Annotated in this window: 21 protein-coding genes; 13 read left to right on the forward strand and 8 right to left on the reverse strand. The window is 63.3% G+C overall.

Annotated elements, in window-relative coordinates:
• Positions 1-280 precede the first annotated feature (280 nt).
• Entirely contained in the window at positions 281-2,470 is a 2,190-nt protein-coding gene (locus tag SM764_RS09380) for a dehydrogenase E1 component subunit alpha/beta (protein ID WP_369001621.1), read from the forward strand.
• Positions 2,467-3,501: an ACP S-malonyltransferase gene (locus SM764_RS09385; protein WP_369001622.1), complete on the forward strand. Its 1,035-nt coding sequence runs from the start codon at positions 2,467-2,469 to the stop codon at positions 3,499-3,501. Before SM764_RS09380 ends, SM764_RS09385 begins: the two co-directional genes overlap by 4 nt.
• Before the next feature lie 3 nt (positions 3,502-3,504).
• On the opposite strand, the gene SM764_RS09390 is transcribed toward SM764_RS09385, so the two are convergent.
• Positions 3,505-3,939, reverse strand: a complete 435-nt coding sequence (locus SM764_RS09390; protein WP_369001623.1) for a MerR family transcriptional regulator — start codon at positions 3,937-3,939, stop codon at positions 3,505-3,507.
• Positions 3,940-4,018: 79 nt separating this feature from the next.
• Between SM764_RS09390 and SM764_RS09395 the strand changes: the two genes are divergently transcribed.
• Positions 4,019-4,645, forward strand: a complete 627-nt coding sequence (locus tag SM764_RS09395) for a cation efflux transmembrane domain-containing protein (protein WP_369001668.1) — start codon at positions 4,019-4,021, stop codon at positions 4,643-4,645.
• An 87-nt stretch (positions 4,646-4,732) separates the two neighbouring features.
• On the opposite strand, the gene SM764_RS09400 is transcribed toward SM764_RS09395, so the two are convergent.
• A complete protein-coding gene (locus SM764_RS09400; protein ID WP_369001625.1) occupies positions 4,733-6,235 on the reverse strand; it encodes a malonate--CoA ligase in 1,503 nt (500 codons plus the stop codon).
• 95 nt (positions 6,236-6,330) lie between these two features.
• Here SM764_RS09400 and SM764_RS09405 point away from each other — a divergent pair, with 95 nt between their 5' ends.
• Positions 6,331-7,272 (forward strand): DMT family transporter, encoded by a 942-nt coding sequence (locus tag SM764_RS09405; RefSeq protein ID WP_369001626.1) that lies wholly within the window; start codon positions 6,331-6,333, stop codon positions 7,270-7,272.
• A gap of 91 nt (positions 7,273-7,363) precedes the next feature.
• Positions 7,364-7,867, forward strand: coding sequence for a GNAT family N-acetyltransferase (locus SM764_RS09410; protein ID WP_369001627.1), 504 nt, complete (start codon positions 7,364-7,366; stop codon positions 7,865-7,867).
• Positions 7,868-7,973: 106 nt separating this feature from the next.
• Here the strand turns inward: SM764_RS09410 and SM764_RS09415 are convergent, their stop codons facing one another.
• Entirely contained in the window at positions 7,974-9,539 is a 1,566-nt protein-coding gene (locus SM764_RS09415) for an alkaline phosphatase D family protein (RefSeq protein ID WP_369001628.1), read from the reverse strand.
• A gap of 139 nt (positions 9,540-9,678) precedes the next feature.
• Positions 9,679-10,110, reverse strand: coding sequence for a MarR family winged helix-turn-helix transcriptional regulator (locus tag SM764_RS09420; RefSeq protein ID WP_065271962.1), 432 nt, complete (start codon positions 10,108-10,110; stop codon positions 9,679-9,681).
• Between the two features lie 115 nt (positions 10,111-10,225).
• Here SM764_RS09420 and SM764_RS09425 point away from each other — a divergent pair, with 115 nt between their 5' ends.
• Positions 10,226-10,654, forward strand: coding sequence for an organic hydroperoxide resistance protein (locus SM764_RS09425; RefSeq protein ID WP_369001629.1), 429 nt, complete (start codon positions 10,226-10,228; stop codon positions 10,652-10,654).
• A 101-nt stretch (positions 10,655-10,755) separates the two neighbouring features.
• Here SM764_RS09425 and SM764_RS09430 read toward each other — a convergent pair whose 3' ends face one another.
• Positions 10,756-11,622: a branched-chain amino acid aminotransferase gene (locus SM764_RS09430; RefSeq protein ID WP_065271964.1), complete on the reverse strand. Its 867-nt coding sequence runs from the start codon at positions 11,620-11,622 to the stop codon at positions 10,756-10,758.
• A 161-nt stretch (positions 11,623-11,783) separates the two neighbouring features.
• On the opposite strand from SM764_RS09430, the gene SM764_RS09435 reads away from it, so the two are divergent.
• From SM764_RS09435 to dxs, 5 genes are all read left to right on the forward strand, one after another.
• A complete protein-coding gene (locus SM764_RS09435) occupies positions 11,784-12,296 on the forward strand; it encodes a MarR family winged helix-turn-helix transcriptional regulator (RefSeq protein ID WP_065271965.1) in 513 nt (170 codons plus the stop codon).
• Complete coding sequence (locus tag SM764_RS09440; RefSeq protein WP_274833162.1) at positions 12,293-12,994, forward strand: response regulator; 702 nt, start codon at positions 12,293-12,295, stop codon at positions 12,992-12,994. The genes SM764_RS09435 and SM764_RS09440 overlap by 4 nt, the downstream gene beginning before the upstream one ends.
• Before the next feature lie 153 nt (positions 12,995-13,147).
• Positions 13,148-13,396: an exodeoxyribonuclease VII small subunit gene (locus tag SM764_RS09445; protein ID WP_369001631.1), complete on the forward strand. Its 249-nt coding sequence runs from the start codon at positions 13,148-13,150 to the stop codon at positions 13,394-13,396.
• Positions 13,397-13,400: 4 nt separating this feature from the next.
• Entirely contained in the window at positions 13,401-14,285 is an 885-nt protein-coding gene (locus SM764_RS09450; RefSeq protein ID WP_490363077.1) for a polyprenyl synthetase family protein, read from the forward strand.
• A gap of 39 nt (positions 14,286-14,324) precedes the next feature.
• Positions 14,325-16,253 (forward strand): 1-deoxy-D-xylulose-5-phosphate synthase, encoded by a 1,929-nt coding sequence (dxs, locus tag SM764_RS09455; RefSeq protein ID WP_369001632.1) that lies wholly within the window; start codon positions 14,325-14,327, stop codon positions 16,251-16,253.
• 53 nt (positions 16,254-16,306) lie between these two features.
• Here dxs and SM764_RS09460 read toward each other — a convergent pair whose 3' ends face one another.
• Positions 16,307-17,194, reverse strand: a complete 888-nt coding sequence (locus SM764_RS09460) for an SDR family oxidoreductase (protein WP_369001633.1) — start codon at positions 17,192-17,194, stop codon at positions 16,307-16,309.
• Positions 17,195-17,319: 125 nt separating this feature from the next.
• Here SM764_RS09460 and SM764_RS09465 point away from each other — a divergent pair, with 125 nt between their 5' ends.
• Positions 17,320-19,326 carry a hydantoinase/oxoprolinase N-terminal domain-containing protein gene (locus SM764_RS09465; RefSeq protein ID WP_369001670.1) on the forward strand — a complete coding sequence of 669 codons (2,007 nt, stop codon included), beginning with the start codon at positions 17,320-17,322 and terminating at the stop codon, positions 19,324-19,326.
• Between the two features lie 75 nt (positions 19,327-19,401).
• Here SM764_RS09465 and msrA read toward each other — a convergent pair whose 3' ends face one another.
• Positions 19,402-19,917 carry a peptide-methionine (S)-S-oxide reductase MsrA gene (gene msrA / locus SM764_RS09470; RefSeq protein WP_274829969.1) on the reverse strand — a complete coding sequence of 172 codons (516 nt, stop codon included), beginning with the start codon at positions 19,915-19,917 and terminating at the stop codon, positions 19,402-19,404.
• The gene (gene msrB, locus SM764_RS09475) at positions 19,914-20,363 is read right to left on the reverse strand and encodes a peptide-methionine (R)-S-oxide reductase MsrB (RefSeq protein ID WP_065271970.1); all 450 of its coding nucleotides are present in this window, start codon (positions 20,361-20,363) and stop codon (positions 19,914-19,916) included. Before msrB ends, msrA begins: the two co-directional genes overlap by 4 nt.
• 162 nt (positions 20,364-20,525) lie before the next feature.
• Here msrB and SM764_RS09480 point away from each other — a divergent pair, with 162 nt between their 5' ends.
• The gene (locus SM764_RS09480) at positions 20,526-21,050 is read left to right on the forward strand and encodes a glutathione peroxidase (RefSeq protein ID WP_490363078.1); all 525 of its coding nucleotides are present in this window, start codon (positions 20,526-20,528) and stop codon (positions 21,048-21,050) included.
• Positions 21,051-21,055: the final 5 nt, after the last annotated feature.

The following is a 21,055-nucleotide window of genomic DNA, read 5'->3' on the forward strand; positions in this document are numbered from 1 at the left end:
TCGCAGGGCGAAATGTATCGGGCTTTGACCTAGCTCAACCAACCTTCCCAAAGGTTGCATGAAAAACAAAGCTTTTGATCGTGGAAACCTCGACAATTACGCCCTGATGGGGCCGGTCCGGGGGCGTTCCCCCGTTGAAACCCAACCTTAATCCTTTCCAAATCGCCTTTGACACACGCTCACTCATTCCATTGCGTCATGAATTGAGCTTGCATACTCATTGGAAATCCGCCCCCATCTGGAGGATAACCCCAACCGGACACTGACATGAGGACATCAGATGGATCGCGCCCAGATCGTGCATCAGAATTTTCTGGACCGGGTTGCAGCCGGACAGCTGCCAGCCGGTGCTTCACCGCGCAGCGGGCTTGCCCCGGAAACAGCCGTCGCGGTCTACCGCGCTCAGGTGCTGAGCCGGGCGCTGGATCTGACCAGCCGCGCCATGCAGAAGGCCGGTGAGGGGTTCTATACCATCGGCTCCTCCGGCCACGAAGGCATGGCCGCCGTCGCCCGTGCCCTCCGCGCCGATGACATGGCCTTCCTCCATTACCGCGACGCCGCCTTCCAGATTGCCCGCGCCGATCAGGTGCCGGGGCAGCGCATTGCCTGGGACATGCTGCTGTCCTTTGCCTGTTCTTCCGAGGATCCCACCTCGGGCGGACGGCACAAGGTTCTGGGTTCCAAGGCACTGATGATCCCGCCGCAGACCTCCACCATCGCCAGCCACCTGCCAAAGGCGGTTGGTGCCGCCTATTCGGTCGGTGCCGCCCGCCGCCATCGCCCGGAACATCAGGTGCTGGCCGATGACAGCATCGTCATGTGTTCCTTTGGTGATGCCTCGGCCAACCATTCCACCGCGCAGGGCGCGATCAACACGGCGGGCTGGACCTCGGTGCAGTCGATCCCGCTGCCGCTTCTGTTCGTCTGCGAGGATAACGGGATCGGCATTTCCACCAAGACGCCGACCGGCTGGATCGAATCCTCGATGGCGGGGCGGCCCGGCATCAAGTATTTCAAGACCGACGGGCTGGATCTTTACGAGGCCTACGCCACCGCGCTGGAGGCCGCCGAATACGTGCGCACCCGGCGCAAGCCCGCCTTCCTGCACCTGCGCACCGTGCGTCTTTATGGCCATGCGGGCGCCGATGTGCCCACCACCTATCTGGCAAAGGCCGAGGTCGAAGCCGATGAGGCCAACGATCCGCTGCTGCACTCCGTGCGCCTTCTGGCCGAGGCCGGCGCGCTGGAGCCGCAGGAGGCGTTGAAGATCTACACCGAGACTTGTGACCGCGTGGAACGCATCCGGACCGAGGTCGTCACCCGCCCGCATCTGAAAACCGGCGCCGATGTGGCCGCCAGCCTGATCCCGCCCGCGCGGGTTTGCGCACCGACCAATGGCGTGCCACCGGAAAAACGCGCCGAGACCTTTGGCAGCGACATGCGCGCCATGGACGAGCCGCAGCCGATGTCCCGCCTGATCAACTGGGCACTAACCGATCTGATGCTGGAGCATGGCGAAATCGTCATGATGGGCGAGGACGTGGGCCGCAAGGGCGGCGTCTATGGCGTAACGCAAAAGCTGCACCAGCGGTTCGGCCCGGACCGGATGATCGACACGCTTTTGGATGAACAATCGATCCTCGGCCTCGCCATCGGCATGGGCCACAACGGGTTCCTGCCGATGCCAGAGATCCAGTTCCTTGCCTATCTGCACAATGCCGAGGATCAGATCCGGGGCGAGGCGGCGACGCTGCCGTTCTTCTCGAACGGGCAGTTCTCGAACCCGATGGTGCTGCGCATTGCCGGGCTTGGCTATCAAAAGGGCTTTGGCGGACATTTCCACAACGACAACTCCTTGGCCGTGCTGCGCGACATTCCGGGGATCGTGATCGCCTGCCCCTCGGACGGGGCCGAGGCCGCGATGATGATGCGCGAAGCAGTTCGCCTTGCCCGCGAGGAGCAGCGGGTCGTGGTCTTTGTCGAGCCTATCGCACTTTATCCCATGCGCGACCTGCATGAGACCAAGGACGGCGGCTGGATGCGGAGCTACCCTGCCCCGGATCAGCGGATCGCACTAGGAGAGGTCGGCATCGACGGCGATGGCACCGATCTGGCCATCGTCACCTATGGCAACGGGCGCTATCTTTCCACGCAGGCCAAGGCCGAACTGGAGGCAAAAGGCATCAAGACCCGCATCATCGATCTGCGCTGGCTGGCTCCGCTCCCGGCGGAGACGCTGCTGGAGGCGACCAAGGGCTGCAAACACGTACTGATCGTCGATGAATGCCGCACCACCGGCAGCCAATCCGAAGGGTTGATGGCGCTGTTCACCGAAAACGGCGTCACGTCGCTCGCCCGCCATGCGGCGGGGGATTGCTTTATCGCGACCGGGCCCGCCTATGCGGCCACTCTGCCGTCCAAGGAAAGCATTCTGGCAGCAGCGCTTGACCTGACCGGAGGTGCAAAATGACCCGCAAGGCCGTACTGATCTGCCCCGGGCGGGGTACCTACAACAAACCCGAACTCGGCTACCTGCACCGCCACCACGGCGACAAGGCTGCGCTATTTGCGGGCTTTGACGCCCAGCGCCGCGCCGCAGGACAGGAAGAGGTCACCACGCTGGACGGGGCCACCCGGTTCTCGGTCTCGAAATATTCCCGCGGAGATATCGCATCGCCGCTGATCTATGCTGCTTCGCTGGCAGATGCGCAGTCTCTGGCGAAGGATATCGAGGTTGTCGCGGTCACTGGCAATTCCATGGGCTGGTACATTGCCCTGGCCGCCGCCGGGGCGCTCAGCGCCGAGGGTGGCTTTACCGTGGTCAACACCATGGGCACGCTGATGCAGGAGCAATTGATCGGCGGGCAGCTGGTCTATCCTTTCGCAGGCGCTGACTGGCAGAACGATCCCGCCCGCAAGGCCGAGCTGCTTGCGATCGTGGCCGAGATCAACGCTCGCGCGGTTCACGACCTGGCACTGTCCATTGATCTGGGCGGTATGCTGGTCTTGGCCGGGAACGAGGCGGGCCTGTCAGCCTTTGAGGCTGCCGTGCCGGTGGTTGAGGAGCGGTTCCCCATGCGCCTGGCCAATCACGCGGCCTTCCATACCTCCCTTCAAGCCCCCGTCGCTGCCGAGGGGCGCAAACGTCTGGCCGCAGGCATGTTCAGCCAGCCCAAGGTGCCGCTGATCGACGGGCGCGGTCATGTCTGGTGGCCCGGCGCCACCGATACGCAGGCGCTGTGGGATTACACGCTCGGCCATCAGGTGGTGGAGCCTTATGATTTCACCCGTGCGGTGCAGAATGCGGCGCTGGAGTTTGCGCCGGATCTCTTCATCGTCACCGGCCCAGGCACCACGCTGGGCGGCGCGGTGGCGCAGTCGCTGGTGCATACGGGCTGGCAAGGCATGAATGGCAAGGCCGCCTTTAAGGCGCAGCAGGCCAAGGCGCCCTCCTTGATCTCGATGGGCGATGACGCGCAGCGGGCGATTGTCACCGGTTAGGGTCTAATCAGCCCTGCGAACAGGCCCGTGATCGGCGGCGCATTGGCTATGATCGCCAAGCGCCGTCAGCACCTTGCAGTGACCGCCATTGCCTCCGTCACACAGATGGGAAATACGTTCCAACTCGCTCGCCAGTTGCTGCAACCGTGCAATGCGGGCGCGCACCTGATCAAGCTGCGCGCAGGCGATGCGGTTGGCCTCGGCGCAATCTTCGCCCAGCTCCCCGTCCAGCGCCATCAGCACCTTGATATCCTCTAGCGCAAAGCCAAGGTCGCGGGCGTGTTTGATAAAGCCCAGCGCCTCCAGCCCCTCCTGACCATAGCGGCGCTGATTGCCCGCATTGCGCCCGGCAGGTGGCAGCAGGCCGATCTCCTCGTAGTAGCGAATGGTGGGCACCTTGACCCCTGTGGCCTTGGATAGCGCGCCGATGGAAAACATCGTGGACCCCTCTTGAACCTCTAGTGACTAGAGACATTAGGTTGAGCTCGAATCGGAACAAAGGACAAGGGCAATGGCAATGGCAGGATGTTGCGGGCATGAGACGCGGTTCGACGGGGTTTCGGCCGCCTATAAACGGCGCCTGTGGGTCGTGATCGCGATCAACGCGGGCATGTTTGCGGTCGAGATGGGCGCTGGCCAGATGGCAGGCAGTCAGGCGCTGAAGGCGGACGCGCTGGATTTCCTCGGCGATGCGCTGACCTATGGGATCTCACTGGCCGTCATCGGTGCCAGCCTGCGCACCCGCGCGCTCGCGGCGCTGGCAAAGGGGATCAGCCTGTTGCTGATGGGGATTTGGGTGTTTGGGTCGACCCTCTACCATGTCTTTGTGCTGGGCATTCCCCAGGCCGAGGTGATGGGCGTCATCGGCTTTATGGCCTTGGCAGCGAACGTGACCTCGGTCCTCTTGCTGGCGGCCTATAAGGACGGAGATGCCAATGTGCGCTCGGTCTGGCTGTGTTCGCGCAATGATGCCATCGGCAATGTGGCGGTGATGATCGCGGCGCTGGGGGTCTGGGGGACAGCCACCGGCTGGCCGGACCTGATCGTGGCCGGGATCATGGCAGGGCTGTTCCTGAATTCCGCCTGGCAGATCCTTGTGCAGGCCATTCAGGAACGCCGCGAGGATCTGGCGCATCAGCACTAAGGACTAGGGCGGTGTCTGCCTGGGGAGGCGCATATGCGCCTGCCGGGGGGCAGGCAGGCGCAGCCCGACCTATCGGCCGGGCGAAACTCAGGCAAACAGCCCGGCGTAATCTTCGCGCAGGGCCTTTTTCTGCACCTTGCCCATTGTGTTGCGCGGCAGGGTATCGAGCAGGATCACCTCTTTGGGCTGCTTGAACTTCGCCAGCTGCCCCGAAAGTGCGGCTTTCACCGCCTCGGCACTGGTGCCTTCGCCCGTGGGGACAACCACGGCCACCACAGCCTCGCCAAAATCAGGATGCGGCACGCCGATCACCGCGCTTTCCAAGACGCCGGGGAGATCGTCGATCAGGCTTTCGACCTCTTTGGGGTAGACGTTGAAGCCGCCGGTGATCACCAGATCCTTTTCCCGGCCGACGATGGTGACATAGCCGTCTTCGTCCATGCGGGCCATGTCGCCGGTGATGAACCAGCCATCAGGCAGCAGCTCCTCGGCGGTCTTTTCCGGCATCTGCCAGTAGCCCTGAAACACATTGGCCCCGCGCACATGAAGGACGCCGGTCTCGCCCTGCGGGACCTCCTTGCCATCCGCCATGATCCGCGCCTCGACCCCCGGCAACGGAAAACCAACCGTGCCTGCGCGACGTTCGCCGTCGTAGGGGTTCGAGGTACTCATATTGGTTTCGGTCATGCCATAGCGTTCCAGAATACGGTGCCCGGTGCGGGCCTCCCATTCCTCATGCGTGTCCACCAACAAGGGCGCCGAGCCGGAGATGAACAGGCGCATGTTCTCGGCCCGCTCCCGCGTCAGGCGCGGATCCGCCAGCAGGCGCGTGTAGAAGGTCGGAACCCCCATCATTGACGTGGCGCGCGGCATCGCCTCCAATATCTCGTCTGCGTTGAAGCCCTTGAGAAACACCAGCCGCGCGCCCGCCAATAGCGCCACATTGGTGGCCACAAACAGCCCATGGGTGTGAAAGATCGGCAGCGCGTGGATCAGCACGTCCTGATCGGTGAACTGCCAGTAATCGCGCAACATCTCCGAATTGGAGGCAAGGTTTGCGTGGCTCAGCATCGCGCCCTTGGAGCGCCCGGTGGTGCCCGAGGTATAAAGGATCGCCGCCAGATCATCGGCTGCGCGCGGCACCGGATCAAAGCCGCCGCGCCCCACGACGGCATCGGTGAGGCTGCCCAGACCCTTGCCATCCAGCGTCACCACGCGGGCATCGCCTGCAATTTCGGCGATGTCGTCCTCGCGAGCGGGATCGCAGACCATCACGCGGGGGCTGGCATCGCCCAGAAAATAAGCCACCTCGGGCGTGGTATAAGCGGTGTTGAGCGGCAGGAAGACGCCCCCGGCCATCACCGTGCCAAGGTAAAGCTGGATTGCCTCGATGGTCTTTTCCACCTGCACCGCCACCCGGTCACCGGGCTGAACTCCCATCGCCACCAGCGCTGCCGCGTTGCGCTCGGCACCGGCAAACAATTCGCCGAATGTCATGCTGGCCCGTGCCGGGAAAGTGGCGAAATTGCGCGTCTCGTGGCCCATTGAGGCGGCCCGCAGCCGGGAAATCAGGTGGTTGGCATCATACATCGGCTGGCTCCTTCATCAACGCAGGTATCTGCGCCAGAGCGGGGCGGAAAATCAAGCCATTGATCTTTGCCGCGCAGGGGCGCAGGTTCCCCGCCATGACAAAACCCTTAACATCGCATCGACCGATTCTGGCAATCCTGCTGAAAGTCGCCGCCATCGGTCTGTTCACCATGCTGTCGGCCTTGATCAAGGCGGTATCAGAAGAGGTTCCGACAGGTGAGGCGGTGTTCTTCCGTTCCTTCTTTGCCATCCCGGTGATCGTGGTCTGGCTTGCCCTGCGCGGCGATCTGCGTGATGGGCTGAAGACGAAGAACCCAATGGTACACGTCTGGCGCGGGTTGGTGGGAACCTCTGCGATGGGGATGACGTTTCTGGGCCTTGGCCTCTTGCCCCTCCCCGAGGTGACAGCCATCGGCTATGCCACGCCGATCTTTACGCTGATCCTGGCGGCTGTGTTTCTGGGCGAGACCATTCGCATGGTGCGGATCTCGGCCGTTGCCATCGGCCTTGTCGGGGTGATGATCATGATCTGGCCGCGGCTTGGTTCTGGCGCGGATCTGTCGGACGGGGCCACCCTGGGCGCGCTATTGGTGCTGGGCGCAACCATTGCCCGGGGGTTCGTGCAGATCCACGTGCGCCGCATGGTGATGACCGAACCGACCGCCGCCATCGTCTTCTATTTCTCGCTGACCGCATCCGCGCTGTCGCTGCTGACGCTGCCCTTTGGCTGGGTCATGCCCAGCGGAGAGGTTCTGGCGATGCTGATCGGGGCTGGCCTTGTTGGCGGGATTGCGCAGATCCTCGTGACTTCTTCCTACCGGTTTGCGCCTGCCTCGATGCTGGCGCCCTATGATTATGTCTCGATGATCTTTGCGATCCTGCTTGGCTATTTCTGGTTCGACGAGCTGCCGACCTTTGTCATGCTGGCCGGTGCGACGCTGGTAATCGCGGGCAATGCTCTGGTGATCTGGCGCGAAAGCCGCCTGGGGCTGGAACGCGGCAAGGCGCGCGCGGTCACCGATCCCAAGGGGGGATAAGGGCAAGGCAGCCACGGCAATGTGATTGGCGCGGACTCCCTGCATGGCGCCACTATGCGGGGATTGACGATACCCTCTACGGACCGCCGCCTTGACCGAGACATCCCCCAGTTTCCGCCCGCCGACGATCACGCTGGCGCGCCTGACCGACGTACCGCCCGAGCAGATCCTGGCGCATATGTCCGATCCCCGTGTGGCGACGCATCTACCCTTGATGACCGAAGGCTGGGATGCCGCGATGGTGCGCCAATTCGTTGAGATGAAAGAGGCACGCTGGCAGCAAGACGGGTTGGGCCATTGGGCGTTTCTGGCTGATGGCGCCTATGTCGGATGGGGCGGATTTGAAAAGGAAGGGGAGGAATGGGATCTCGGGCTGGTTCTGCGGCCAGACTGCTTTGGCCTTGGGCCGCGCATATCGCGGCAATTGCTGGAGTTTGCGCGGCATGATGCGCGCATTCCCTATGTCACCTTCCTGTTGCCGCCTTCGCGCAAATCGCTGGGTGCCCTGTCCCGGATGGGCGCACAGTTCCTGGAAGAAATCGACTACGATGGCACCCGCTTCCTGAAATTCCGCCTCGAAACCGCTCAGAGCTAAAGCGCGCTACAGTCCCGTGCCAGGCGGCAGAACAACGACGTTGGCCCGGGACAATGCCCCGGGCCATTGGCTCTGTGGCTACGTTTAGTCCTGACAGGCAGTCAGATCAGATGCTGGCGCCCTTGGGATCCAGGGTGATCTTCCACAGCTCCTGATCGGCGCGGTCCATCAGGCGCACGGTCATCTGCTGGGTGGCGCCGTCGATGTCCACCAGACCGAAGAACTGCAGACCCATCGAGGGCGGCAGGTTGGCCCCCTGCTCCTCGGTCGGGGCCTTCACGAACTTCACTTCGGGGCCAAAGGTGCCGTCCAGCGCGTTCGGACCAAAGGTGCCGGCGTGCAGCGGGCCTGAGACGAACTCCCAGAAAGGTTCGAAGTCCTGGAAGGCGGCCTTGTCCGGGTTATAGTAATGCGCCGCAGTGTAGTGCACATCGGCAGTGAACCAGACGGTGTTGTCGATCTTGGCGGTCTTGATGAAGCGCAGCAGGTCAGCGATTTCGAATTCGCGGCCCTTGGCGCTGCCATCTTCACCGTTCGAGATCGCCTCGACCCGCTCACCGTCGCGTACGACCAGACCGATGGGCATGTCGCAGGCGATGACCTTCCAGGTCGCGGAGGAGTTCACCAGCTCACGCTTGAGCCATGCGATCTGCTCGGCGCCCAGAAGCGTGGTTGCCTCATCCGCAGGGTTTTCCTGCAGACCCAGGCTGTTGCCCGCGCGATAGCTGCGCAGATCGAGGAAGAAGACGTCCAGCATCGGGCCGTAGCCGATCTTGCGGTAGACCCGGCCCGGCTCGGCGGGCGTATAGCTGATCGGGGTCATCTCGTGGAAGGCCTTGGCCGAGCGGGCCGCCAGCACGTGCACGTTCTTCTCGGTGTAACGGTCGTCGCCGCTCAGATCCTTGGCGTCGGACCAGTTGTTGACAACTTCGTGGTCGTCCCACTGGAAGAAGGTCGGGCACAGGGCGTTCATTTCGCGCACGTGCTCGTCCATCATGTTGTATTTCCACTGGCCGCGGAATTCGTCCAGAGTCTCGGCGACTTTGCGCTTTTCGTCGATCAGGGTGGCGTTCTTCCAGATCAGCTTACCGTCCTTTTCGACCTCGTCCTGCATCGGGCCATCGGCATAGATGGTATCGCCCGAATGGATGAAGAAATCGGGGCGGTGCTGGGCCATGGTCGCATAGGTGCGCATGCCTTCGTCATCGATGCCCCAGCCCTGACCGGCGGTGTCGCCCGACCAGGCAAAACGCACATCGCGGCGCGCGGTCGGCGCTGTGCGGAACTGGCCGACAATCGGGTCCGATGTCGCCTGCAGATCGTTCAGATCCGCAGCCACAAAACGGTAGAAGATATCCTGATCCGACGGCAGGCCATCAACCATGCGCTTGACGGCGAAATCGTTGCTGGGGCCTGCGGTCAGCGGCGCCAGCTGGCGCGCATTGGCAAAGCTTTCGGTGGTGGAGACTTCCATCATCACCCGCGCGGGGCGGTCGGTGCGGGTCCAGATCATGCCGGACATGGTGTCCACGTCGCCGGACTGAACGCCGTGCGTAAAGACCGGGCGTGCCGAAGCACGCGAAATCGAGGGCGCCGCCAGCGAGGCAGCAAAAGCGGTACCGCCCGCCAGGAAAGCCCGGCGGCTGGGGCGCATAAAGCGATGAGAAGACATGAGATTCCCCTGTCTGTTACATTGGATAGGTGGCGCCAGACAGACCGCGCCAATGTAAAATCTTTCCGTGCTCAAAATGAAACTTTGACGAACGTTTTGTGACCCCCTGCCCGCGCGGTGAAAGGACGGGCTGGCCAGGTCAGGCGGAGTCCAGCCGCGCACGCAGGGCATTGACCCGGTCGCGCAATTCGATCAGCTCATTCAGATCGCCGCCCATCGCCTCGATGACGCAGGTGGAAATTTCCTGCGCCTCGGCCTGCAGGGCCTGCCCCTTGTCGGTCAGGGACACGATCAGGCTGCGCTCATCCTCGGGATTGCGGCGGCGGGTCAGGTAGCCTGCGCTTTCCATCCGCTTCAGCAGCGGCGTCAGCGTATTGGTTTCCAGATCCAGCCGCTTGCCCAGATCTCTGACCTTCTGTTCGTCCTGCTCCCACAGGGCCACCAGCACCAGATACTGCGGATAGGTCAGGCCCAAGGGCGCCAGCAGGGGACGGTACAGCCGCGTCAGCGCGTGGTTCGCCGAATAGAGCGAGAAGCACAGAAGATCGTCAATTTTCAGGGTCCGGTCCATGTCTTCATGATTTATGTCGCGCACGCTTTAATCGCAAGCGGTTGATTTTCGGCCCGAAGCCTCTATTTATATCGCACACGATATAATCGTACACGATTCAAAAAAAGGAGGCAACATGTCCATCACCCCGATCTACACCGCAGGCGCCACTGCAACCGGCGGCCGCGACGGCAAGGCCAGCATCCACGGCAGCGAGGTTCATTTCGACCTGGATCCGCCCCGCGAAATGGGCGGCGGCGGCAAAGGCAGCAACCCGGAACAGCTTTTCGCCGCCGGATATGCGGCCTGCTATATCGGTGCGATGAAATTCGCCACGACGCAGGACACATCCCTGGCCAAGGTGCCCGACGATGTCTCGGTCGATGCCGCGGTTGGTATCGGTCCGCGCGCCGAAGGCGGCTTTGGCCTCTCGGCGAACCTCAAGGTCTCCATGCCCGGTGTGGACAAAGCCGAGGCCCAGCGCATCGCCGATGCGGGCCACGCCATCTGCCCCTATTCCAACGCCACCCGCGGCAATATCGAAGTCACAACCGAGGTGGTTTGACCCGCCCGCCACCGGGCGCCCACTGCACCGCAGGAGCTGAAACAGAAAAAGCGCGGGCCAATCGGTCCGCGCTTTTGCATCTTAGCAACAGATCTGACGGATCAGCTGCGCACCAGCGCCTCATAGGCCTCGGCGATCTCGCGGGTCAGCGCGCCGACTTCGAACTTATAGGGGCCGATCTCGCCCACCGGGGTGACCTCGGCAGCGGTGCCGGTCAGCCAGCACTGTTCAAAGCCTTCCATTTCCTCAGGCATGATGTGGCGCTCATGCACGGTGATGCCACGGTCCTTCAGCATGCCGATCACGGTCTGACGGGTGAGACCGTTGAGGAAACAATCGGGCAGCGGCGTATGCACTTCGCCATCCTTCACGAAGAAGATATTGGCGCCGGTCGCCTCGGCCACGTAGCCGCGGTAATCCATGAACAGCGCATCCGAGCAGCCCTTGGCCTCGGCCTTGTGCTTGGAGATGGTGCAGATCATGTAGAGGCCGGCCGCCTTGGCGTGTACCGGGATGGTTTCCGGGCTCGGGCGTTTCCACTCTGCGATGTCCAGCTTGGCCCCCTGCATCTTGGCGTCGCCGTAGTAGGCGCCCCAGCCCCAGACGGCGACCGCCATCCGCACCGGGTTCTTGGCCGAGGCCACGCCCATGTCCTCACCGGCGCCGCGCCAGACCAGCGCCCGCACATAGGCATCGGTCAGACCCGAGGCCTTCAGGGTCTCTTCCTTGGCGGCTTCGATCTGATCCACGGTATAGGGCATCGGCATGTCCAGCGCCTCGGCCGAGGCAATCAGGCGCTCGGAGTGTTCGCGGCTCTTGAAGATCTTGCCGTTATAGGCGCGCTCGCCCTCGAAAACGGAAGACGCATAATGCATCGCATGGGTCAGGATATGCACCTTGGCATCCCGCCATTCGACCATCTCCCCGTCCATCCAGATCAATCCGTCACGGTCATCATATCCGGCCATGCCGCACCTCCACTAAATCCATCGATGTTTTCATAAGTTGCGCTCGAAATGACCGGAGCGGACATATTGTTGCGCCAAAGCTGCGATTCGATACATCTTCACCCTTGGAATGTCAATAACGCTGACTTAAACTGCCTGTGAGAGCAGTGGAGGGGACAGCCATGCCGGAAGGGCGTTCAGGACAGGGTTTTGGCGGCGAAAGCCTGTTGTTTCTGACGGACGAACAGCTCCGCCAGGGGATCGAGGCGGTGTTCTTTGCCTACCGGGGTTTTACCGCGGATCCCGACCGGATCCTCGCCGAAATGGCCTATGGCCGGGCGCATCACCGGGCGATCCACTTTATCAACCGGGCGCCGGGCACCACGGTCAACAACCTGCTGACCATTCTGGGCGTCACCAAGCAATCGCTGAACCGGGTACTGCGCACCCTGATCGAAGACGGGCTGGTCGAAAGCAGGGTCGGCACCGCCGACAAGCGGGAACGGCATCTTTACCTCACCGAAAAGGGCGTGGCCCTGGAAACGGCACTGTCCGATGCCCAGCGCGCCCGCATGCGCAGCGCCTATAAAGAAGCCGGCCCCGAGGCGGTACAGGGCTTCAAGAAGGTGCTGGAAGCGATGATGGATGCGGATATGCGCCGGGTCTATGCCAAGCTGCGGGAAACCGGATCATGAGCACCAACGACGCACATCTGATGATCGTGGATGATGATGAGCGCATCCGCAGCCTCTTGAAGAAGTTCCTGATGCGGGCCGGGTTCCTTGTTACCGCCGCGCGCGACGGCGCCCATGCCCGGCGGCTGCTGGCCGGGCTCGATTTCGATCTGATCATCATGGATGTGATGATGCCGGGCGAGGATGGCGTCAGCCTGACCCGCGCCTTGCGCGAAACCATGTCCACGCCGATCCTGCTGCTGACCGCCAAGGGCGAGACCGATGATCGTATCGCCGGGCTTGAGGCCGGGGCCGATGATTACCTCTCCAAACCGTTTGAGCCCAAGGAGCTGCTGCTGCGCGTCAACGCCATCCTGCGGCGGATGCCCGATACCGTGGCCGAGGACAGCATTCCCAAGGTCCTGCACCTCGGCGCCATCCGCTATGACATCGAACGGGGCGAGATGTGGCAGGGGGACGATCTGATCCGCCTCACCGGCACCGAAAGCCAGCTGATGAAGATCTTTTCCGCCCAGCCCGGAGAGCCGATCAGCCGGGCAAAACTGGTCGAGGATCTGGGCCGCGACAGGGGCCAGGCGCAAGAACGCGCCGTGGACGTGCAGATCACCCGCTTGCGCCGCAAGATCGAACCCAACCCGAAACAACCGCAATACCTGCAAACCGTGCGCGGTGCGGGCTATATGCTGGCGCCGGACTGAGCCCCCCGGCCCCGCCCCAGACCGGTATCGCTGCCGCCTTTCCACGGCGCGTTTATGCCGCTCTCACACCTCGACTTTGACGTGCAGATATGATCTGAACGCCCTGCCCGTCTCCGCCCGGGCGCATGTGGAAGAACTGACAGAGGCAGCCAGATGACCGAGACCCAGACCCCCGTCGAAGAGATGAGCTTTGAACAGGCCATGCACGAGCTGGAACGCGTGGTGGATCAGCTGGAACGCGGCGATGTGGCGCTGGATGCCTCGATCGCGCTGTACGAACGCGGCGCGGCGCTGAAGAAACGCTGCGAGGACGAGCTGAAGCGCGCCGAAGAAAAGGTCGCCGCGATCACGCTGGATGCCAACGGCGCCCCGACCGGCACCCAGCCGCTGGATGCGGGCTGAGGGCATGACCACGGAGATGCAGGCGGACACGCGCGCCTTTCAGGCGGCGCTGCTGGATGCCCAGACCCGGATCACCGCCCATATGGACATGCGGCTGAGCGGCACCGACCGGCTGCACGATGCCATGCGCTATGCCATGGTCGGCGGCAAGATGCTGCGCGGATTTCTGGTGCTGGAAAGCGCCCGCTTGCATGGTGTCGATGCAACCGCCGCGCTGGATGCGGCGCTGGCCATCGAATGCGTGCACGCCTATTCGCTGGTACACGACGATCTGCCCTGCATGGACGATGACGACCTGCGCCGGGGTCAGCCGACCCTGCACCGCAAATGGGACGAGGCCACGGCGACGCTCGCCGGGGATGCCTTGCAGACATTCGCCTTTGAACTGTTAGCTGCCGATCACATCGGCCCGCAGGCGCTGGTGCTGATCCGGGCGCTGGCGCAATCCGCAGGCAAGGATGGCATGGTTTCGGGGCAGATGATGGACATCGCCGCGGAAACCGCAGGCACGCCGCTGACACTTGACGAAATCACCCGGCTGCAAGCCCGCAAGACCGGTTGCCTGATCGAATGGTCCGCCACCGCCGGTGCGGTTCTGGCCGGCGCGGATACCGGGCCTTTGCAGGCCTACGCCTCGGCGCTAGGGCTTGCTTTTCAGATCGCTGACGACATCTTGGATGTTGAAGGCGATGCCAGCAAGGTCGGCAAGGCCCTGCGCAAGGACGAAACTGCTGGCAAGGCCACCTTTGTCTCCCTGCTGGGGCTGGAACCGGCAAAAGCCCGCGCAGAAGAGCTGTGCGGCACCGCCTGTGCCGCGCTTTCTCCCTATGGGGAAAAGGCTGCAATCTTGAAGGACGCCGCCCGCTTCGTTATTGCGCGCGATAGCTAACCTGCGCACCATTTGCTGCGCCACTCCCGAGGAGGAGCCATGTCTGAGAGGCCCCATACCCCGCTACTGGATCAGATCGCCCGCCCGGCGGATCTGAAAGGCCTCAGCGACCGCCAGCTGACGCAGATCGCGGACGAGCTGCGCCAGGAGACCGTTTCGGCCGTTTCCGAAACCGGCGGCCACCTGGGCGCAGGCCTTGGCGTGGTGGAGCTGACAGTGGCGCTGCACGCGGTGTTCGACACGCCGCGCGACAAGGTGATCTGGGATGTCTCCCACCAGTGCTATCCGCACAAGATCCTGACAGGCCGCCGCGACCGCATCCGCACCCTGCGCAAGAAAGACGGGCTGTCCGGTTTCACCAAACGCGTCGAATCTCCCTACGACCCCTTTGGCGCCGCCCATAGCTCCACCTCGATCAGCGCGGCGCTGGGGTTCGCTGTCGCCCGCGATCTGGGGGGCAACGTGCCCGAAGGACTGGGTGATGCCATCGCGGTGATCGGCGATGGCGCCATGTCAGCTGGCATGGCCTTCGAGGCGATGAACAACGCCGGGCATCTGGGCAAGCGGCTGATTGTGATCCTCAACGACAATGAAATGTCGATTGCCCCACCGGTGGGCGCGCTGTCGTCCTACCTGTCGCGCCTTTACGCCGAAGAACCCTTTCAGGAGCTGAAGGCCGTGGCCAAGGGCGCTGCCTCCTTGCTGCCGGAACCCTTCCGCGAAGGTGCCAAACGCGCCAAGGACATGCTGAAGGGCATGGCCGTCGGCGGCACCCTGTTTGAATCCTTAGGCTTTTCCTACCTCGGACCCATCGATGGGCACGACATGGACCAGCTTTTGCCGGTGCTGCGCACGGTCAAGGCGCGCGCCTCGGGACCGATCCTGATCCACGTGCTGACGAAAAAGGGCAAGGGATACGCCCCCGCCGAGCGTGCCGATGACAAAGGCCACGCCACGGCGACCTTTGACGTCATCACCGGCAAGCAGAACAAGCCGCCGTCGAACGCGCCGTCCTATACCTCGGTCTTTGGCGACGAGCTGGTGAAGCTGGCCGCGAAGGACGACAAGATCTGCGCTGTCACCGCTGCCATGCCCGATGGCACCGGCCTGGGGCTGATGGCCGAACGCTACCCCTCGCGCACCTTTGACGTCGGCATTGCAGAACAGCATGGCGTCACCTTTGCCGCCGCACTGGCTGCCGGGGGCATGAAGCCCTTCTGCGCGATGTATTCTACCTTCCTGCAACGCGGCTATGATCAGGTGGTGCACGATGTGGCGATCCAGCGCCTGCCGGTCCGTTTCGCCATCGACCGCGCTGGTCTGGTCGGCGCTGATGGCGCCACCCACGCGGGCAGTTTCGACATCGCCTATATGGCCAACCTGCCCGGCATGGTGGTGATGGCCGCCGCCGACGAGGCCGAACTGAAACACATGGTCGCCACCGCCGCCGCCCACGATGACGGCCCCATCGCCTTCCGCTATCCCCGCGGAGAGGGCGAAGGTGTCGATATGCCCGAAGAGGCCGAAGTTCTGGAGATCGGTAAGGGCCGGATGATCCAGACCGGCGCCCGCGTTGCGATCCTGTCTTTCGGTACCCGTCTGGGTGAGGTGAAAAAGGCGGCCGAGTCCCTGTCTGCCAAGGGGATCACGCCCACTATCGCGGATGCGCGGTTCGCCAAACCCTTGGACCGCGAGATGATCCTGCAGCTGGCCGAAGGTCACGAGGCGCTGATCACCATCGAGGAAGGCGCATTGGGCGGTTTCGGCAGCCACGTTGCGCAGCTCCTCGCCGAGGAAGGCGTTTTCGATACCGGCCTGAAGTTCCGTTCGATGGTGTTGCCCGATACTTTCATCGATCAGGCCAGCCCGGCGGATATGTACGACGTGGCCGCCATGAACGCCCCGCAGATCGAAGCCAAGGTGCTGGAGGTCCTGGGTATCGCGACGATTGGGGAAAAGCGGGCTTAACACGCCGTCAATAAGCCTGTGACTGCCTGGGGAGGCCCGGCCGATTGGTCGCACTACAAGGCTGGCGGATCCGCCGGGGGCGTGTAGCTTTCCAGATCCTCAGCCATTTTCACCGCGCGCAGGCCCGTGCGGTAATCGGGATAGGCCAGCCTCACGCCCAGTTCTTCCTTGATGCGGGTATTCCGAACGCGCTTGTTCTCACCGTAGAAACTGCGCGCCATCGGGGTCATTCCGGCCTCGTCAAAGGGCACCTCGGCAGGCACCGGCAGGCCCAGCAGCTCGGCGCCGTAACCAAGCACATCCTGCGGCGGAGCGGGTTCATCATCGCAGACATTGTAGATCGCACCCGGGTTGGGCTGGTCGATCGAGGCCTCCAGCACCGTCGCGATATCCTCCACGTGGATGCGGGAAAACACCTGTCCCGGCTTCACGATACGCCGCGCCTTGCCCGCCATCAGTTTGGCAAAGGGACCGCGGCCGGGACCGTAGATGCCCGCGAGACGAAAGATGTGCAGCGGTAGATCCGGTATCGCCTGCCATGCAGCCTCGGCCTGCGCGCGCCAGTTGCCGCGACGGCTGGAAGGGGCAACGGGTGTGTCCTCATCCACCCAGGCGCCGCCCTGATCGCCATAGACGGCGGTGGTGGAAAGATAACCGACCCAGTCGAACTGTCCGGACGCCGCGCGCGCCGCCAGTTCCTCCCGCAGCGCCTCCATCACCGGATCGCCATCCGCATTCGGACCAACCGAGGAGAGCACATGGGTGACGCCCTCCAGCGGGACGTTCGCGCCGGGCCATTGCAGCAGCTCCACGCCCTCATCCGGCTGCGCCTCACCCAGATCCCGCGTGGTGCCGATCACCCGCCAGCCCCGCGCCAGCATTCGCCGCGCCAGTGCCCGGGCCGAGTAGCCATATCCGATACAGAGAAGTGTTTTTGTCATGCCCCAATAGATGCGTCGCAGAGAGCCGCCCGGCAAGGGCGGAAATATCCGCGATGACGCAAACGGGATGGACCGGGGCGAAAACGGCGCTAAACCGGGGGCAGCGAACGGAAAAGGATCAGGCGATGGCGCTGCTACTCGGTGTGGATACGGGCGGGACCTATACGGATGCGGTGCTGATCCGCGACGAGGAAGAGGTGATTGCATCGGCCAAATCTCTGACCACCCGCCACGATCTAGCCATTGGCGTCGGTGGGGCGGTACGGGCGGTGTTGGCGCAATCCGGCGTTGCGGCGCAGGATGTCTCGATGGCAGCACTGTCGACGACACTCGCCACCAATGCGCTGGTTGAAGGGCAAGGTGGGCGGGTGGCGCTGATCTATATCGGCTTTGCCCCCGAAGATCTGGAACGTCACGGGTTGCGCGACGCGCTGAAAGGCGATCCGGCGCTGGTGTTGGTGGGCGGTCATACTCATGCGGGCAGCGAGGCTGCGCCGTTTGATAAAGACGCGTTAATGGCCTTTTTAGAGACTGAATCAGCAGGGGTGAGCGGCTATGCCGTTGCTGGTGTCTTTGCCACCCGCAACCCCGCGCATGAGCTGGAGGCTGCTCGGATCATCACCGAAGCAACCGGCGCGCCAGTCACCTGCTCGCATCAGCTCTCAGCGAAACTCAACGGGCCGAAACGGGCGCTGACAGCGGTGCTGAACGCGCGGCTGATCGGGATGATCGACCGGCTGATCGGGCGGGCGCAACACACATTGGCGGACCTCGGGATCACGGCGCCGATGTTGGTCGTGCGCGGCGATGGCGCCCTGATGTCGGCAGAACAGGCGCGGGAACGCCCCATCGAAACCATCCTCAGCGGCCCGGCAGCCTCGATCGTTGGCGCCCGCTGGATGACCGGGGTCGACACCGCGCTGGTCAGCGATATCGGCGGCACCACCACCGACGTGGCGCTGATCCGGGGCGGAAAACCGGCCATAGATCCGGCCGGGGCGCGGGTCGGAGATTACCGAACCATGGTAGAGGCCGTCGCCATGCGCACCACCGGTCTGGGCGGCGACAGCCAGGTCCATATCCAAAGCGAAGGGTTGAACGGCGGGGTGACCCTGGGTCCGCGCCGGGTGGTCCCGGTCTCTCTGATCGCCCATCAGGCGCCGGAGGTGGTGCATGCGGCGCTGGACCGGCAGGTCAACGCAACGGTTGTCGGGGAACACGACGGCAGATTTGTCCGGGCGATCCCGGGTCAGCCGACAAGCGGCCTTGGCGAGCGGGAGGCGGCCCTGCTGGAGCGGATCGGCACCGACGTGCATCCCCTTGGCGCCGTGCTGCGCACCCGGATGGAGCAAGGCGCCCTGAACCGGTTGGTGGATCGCGGGTTGGTGCAGTTGGCCGGCGCCACCCCGTCGGATGCCTCCCATGTACTGGGCCGCCTGAACGATTGGGACAGCGCAGCCGCGGAAAAGGCGCTGACCATCTTTGCCCGCCGCCGCATCGGCAGCGGCGACCCACTGGCCCCCGATGCCGAAACCCTGGCCCGTATGATCATCGACCAGCTGACAGAACAGACATCATTGGCCTTGTTAGAGACTGCTTTTGCCGAAGAAGGTGACACATTCGGACTGCCCGCAGATCAGCTGGCCCGCCATATCCTGCTGCGCAGGGGATTGGAAAATCACCGGGGCATGCTGTCGCTCAGCGCGGCGCTGAACGTGGATGTGGTGGGGCTTGGGGCCTCGGCCCCCAGTTACTACCCGGCGGTGGAGGAGCGCCTGCATTGCAGGATGATCCTGCCCGAACACGCCGGGGTCGCCAATGCAATCGGCGCCGTCGTCGGCCGCGTCACCCTGCGTCGCAGCGGCACCGTGACGTCCCCTGCCGAGGGGAAATTCCGGGTACATCTGGAGAATGGGCCGCAGGATTTCAGCGCCTCTGAGGACGCGCTGGCCTTGCTTGAAACCCATCTGAGCCAAGAGGCAGAGAAAGAGGCCCGCGCGGCAGGGGCCGAGGATATCCATGTGCATGTGGAACGGGACATCCGCACCGCCCAGGTCGAGGCGCGCGAGGTCTTCGTCGAAGCCTTCATCACCGCCGAGGCCAGCGGCCGCCCGCGCGTGGCACTGGGCTGATACCCAGAAATAAAGAACCCGCCCTTGCGGCAGCAAGGACGGGTTTAGCACCTTATATTCCGATGATATCAGGCTCTATTCCGCAGCATCGGCCCGTTTCGGCAGCACCCAGTCGGGGCGCGGGAAATGGCAGGTATAGCCATTCGGCAGACGCTCCAGATAGTCCTGATGCTCGGGTTCTGCCTCCCAGAAATCACCGACGGGCTCCAGTTCGGTCACCACCTTGCCGGGCCAGATGCCCGAGGCATTCACATCGGCAATGGTATCTTCGGCCACGGCCTTTTGCGCGTCATCCACATAGTAGATGGCTGAGCGGTAGCTCATCCCGATGTCATTGCCCTGCCGGTTCACCGTGGTCGGATCGTGGATCTGAAAGAAGAATTCCAGCAGCTCACGGTAAGAGGTCTTTTCCGGATCAAACAAGATCTCGATCCCTTCGGCGTGGGTTCCGTGATCGCGGTAGGTGGCGTTGGGGACATCGCCGCCGGTATAGCCGACGCGGGTCTTGATCACCCCGGGGCGTTTGCGGATCAGGTCCTGCATGCCCCAGAAACAACCGCCGGCCAGGACGGCACGTTCAGGATTGCTCATCTGTTATCCTCCACTTGGTCGATATAGTCGCCATAGCCTTCGGCCTCCATCTCGTCGAGAGGAACGAAGCGCAGTGACGCCGAGTTGATGCAATAGCGCAAGCCACCCCGGTCCAGCGGGCCATCCGGGAACACGTGGCCCAGATGGCTGTCACCATGAGCTGAGCGGACCTCGGTACGGATCATGCCCAGCGAGCGGTCTTCTAGTTCGGCCACATGCGCCGGTTCGATGGGTTTGGTGAAACTGGGCCAGCCGCAGCCGGATTCATATTTGTCGGACGATGCGAACAGCGGCTCCCCCGAGACGATATCCACATAGATGCCGGGCGCCTTGTTATGCAGCAGCTTGCCCGTGCCGGGGCGTTCGGTGCCGGATTTCTGCGTGACGTAGTACTCTTCGTCTGACAGGGCGGCAATGGCATCTGGATCTTTGGTGTATCGCGTCATGTCGGGTCTCCGGCAAATCGTGGTGAATCAGTACATGGGCTGATGCAGCGGAAATGCAAAGCGATTATTGCCCATCTCGCGCTCTTGTGCGGCAGTTACGTCTCCGGAATGATCCAAACCGGTGCCCGATCCGTAGCCCTGATAACAACGGTGGAGAGTAAAATGGTTCGAATGTGGGTATTGGCGGCGCTGTTAATGGTGGGGCAGATGGTGCAGGCGGCACCAGTCGGGGGCGTCTTTGCCTCCATCGATGGCGGTAAAATCGACATATCATCCTTCCGGGGGCAGCCGGTTCTGGTGGTGAACACCGCCTCGCGCTGCGGCTTCACCAAGCAATACGACGGGCTGCAAACGCTCTATGACCGATACGAGGACCGCGGCCTAGTGGTGCTGGCCGTGCCGTCAAATGATTTCAAACAGGAATTGTCCAGCGCCGAAGAGGTCAAGGAATTCTGCGCCCTGAACTATGATCTGACCCTGCCGATGACCGACATCACCCCGGTGCGGGGCGATGGGGCGCATCCGTTCTTCCGGGCGGTGCGGGCGGAAACCGGGTTTGAGCCGGGCTGGAACTTCAACAAGATCCTGATCGCCGCCGATGGCACGGTTGCGGGCACCTGGGGTTCCATCACGCGGCCTCTGTCGGGGCAGATCACCGGCGCCGTCGAAGCCAACCTGCGGCGATAACAGAA

It is taken from the genome of Pseudophaeobacter sp. 1A16562, assembly GCF_041008785.1.
Lineage (GTDB): Bacteria > Pseudomonadota > Alphaproteobacteria > Rhodobacterales > Rhodobacteraceae > Phycobacter > Phycobacter gallaeciensis_A.

Coding starts and splice junctions, on each gene's coding strand:
- SM764_RS09445 (WP_369001631.1), top strand. CDS start 13,148: ATGACCGAGACCCAGACCCCCGTCGAAGAGATGAGCTTTGAACAGGCC.
- SM764_RS09450 (WP_490363077.1), top strand. CDS start 13,401: ATGACCACGGAGATGCAGGCGGACACGCGCGCCTTTCAGGCGGCGCTG.
- SM764_RS09400 (WP_369001625.1), bottom strand. CDS start 6,235: ATGTATGATGCCAACCACCTGATTTCCCGGCTGCGGGCCGCCTCAATG.
- SM764_RS09390 (WP_369001623.1), bottom strand. CDS start 3,939: ATGTTTTCCATCGGCGCGCTATCCAAGGCCACAGGGGTCAAGGTGCCC.
- SM764_RS09460 (WP_369001633.1), bottom strand. CDS start 17,194: ATGACAAAAACACTTCTCTGTATCGGATATGGCTACTCGGCCCGGGCA.
- SM764_RS09405 (WP_369001626.1), top strand. CDS start 6,331: ATGACAAAACCCTTAACATCGCATCGACCGATTCTGGCAATCCTGCTG.
- SM764_RS09430 (WP_065271964.1), bottom strand. CDS start 11,622: ATGGCCGGATATGATGACCGTGACGGATTGATCTGGATGGACGGGGAG.
- SM764_RS09380 (WP_369001621.1), top strand. CDS start 281: ATGGATCGCGCCCAGATCGTGCATCAGAATTTTCTGGACCGGGTTGCA.
- SM764_RS09435 (WP_065271965.1), top strand. CDS start 11,784: ATGCCGGAAGGGCGTTCAGGACAGGGTTTTGGCGGCGAAAGCCTGTTG.
- SM764_RS09440 (WP_274833162.1), top strand. CDS start 12,293: ATGAGCACCAACGACGCACATCTGATGATCGTGGATGATGATGAGCGC.
- SM764_RS09480 (WP_490363078.1), top strand. CDS start 20,526: ATGGTTCGAATGTGGGTATTGGCGGCGCTGTTAATGGTGGGGCAGATG.
- SM764_RS09395 (WP_369001668.1), top strand. CDS start 4,019: ATGGCAGGATGTTGCGGGCATGAGACGCGGTTCGACGGGGTTTCGGCC.
- SM764_RS09420 (WP_065271962.1), bottom strand. CDS start 10,110: ATGGACCGGACCCTGAAAATTGACGATCTTCTGTGCTTCTCGCTCTAT.
- SM764_RS09465 (WP_369001670.1), top strand. CDS start 17,320: ATGGCGCTGCTACTCGGTGTGGATACGGGCGGGACCTATACGGATGCG.
- dxs (WP_369001632.1), top strand. CDS start 14,325: ATGTCTGAGAGGCCCCATACCCCGCTACTGGATCAGATCGCCCGCCCG.
- SM764_RS09385 (WP_369001622.1), top strand. CDS start 2,467: ATGACCCGCAAGGCCGTACTGATCTGCCCCGGGCGGGGTACCTACAAC.
- msrA (WP_274829969.1), bottom strand. CDS start 19,917: ATGAGCAATCCTGAACGTGCCGTCCTGGCCGGCGGTTGTTTCTGGGGC.
- SM764_RS09415 (WP_369001628.1), bottom strand. CDS start 9,539: ATGTCTTCTCATCGCTTTATGCGCCCCAGCCGCCGGGCTTTCCTGGCG.
- msrB (WP_065271970.1), bottom strand. CDS start 20,363: ATGACGCGATACACCAAAGATCCAGATGCCATTGCCGCCCTGTCAGAC.
- SM764_RS09425 (WP_369001629.1), top strand. CDS start 10,226: ATGTCCATCACCCCGATCTACACCGCAGGCGCCACTGCAACCGGCGGC.